Genomic DNA, 276 nt, shown 5'->3' with positions numbered 1-276 from the left:
CGCTCACCACTGTTCAGAACAGCACTGATTGTTCCACCAAGTAATGGTGTAGTGTCATTGGTTGAACCACCATTAGCAACGTTACCTAAACCTGGTGCAACATCATCAGTCACTGTTGAGATGATGACTGATTGTGTTGGCGCTGTTGTATCCACAACCACTTGAATCGGATCACTTGGAACACTGGTGTTACCCGCTGGATCTGTGATCGTATAGGTAATTTCATGTGGTCCTTCAGGTAATGGATTAACTGGCGTCAATGTACCTGTAGTTGGA

General features: G+C 45.3%; 1 protein-coding gene. It reads right to left on the bottom strand.

The genetic code is table 11. The features are described from left to right. Positions 1–276, bottom strand: a 276-nt coding sequence (locus M2R48_RS21425) for a hypothetical protein (protein WP_315972868.1), incomplete at both ends; no start/stop codon positions are given.

Source organism: Acinetobacter sp. I-MWF (genome assembly GCF_025433935.1).
GTDB lineage: Bacteria > Pseudomonadota > Gammaproteobacteria > Pseudomonadales > Moraxellaceae > Acinetobacter > Acinetobacter guillouiae.
This window is presented reverse-complemented; position numbering and strand designations above follow the sequence as displayed.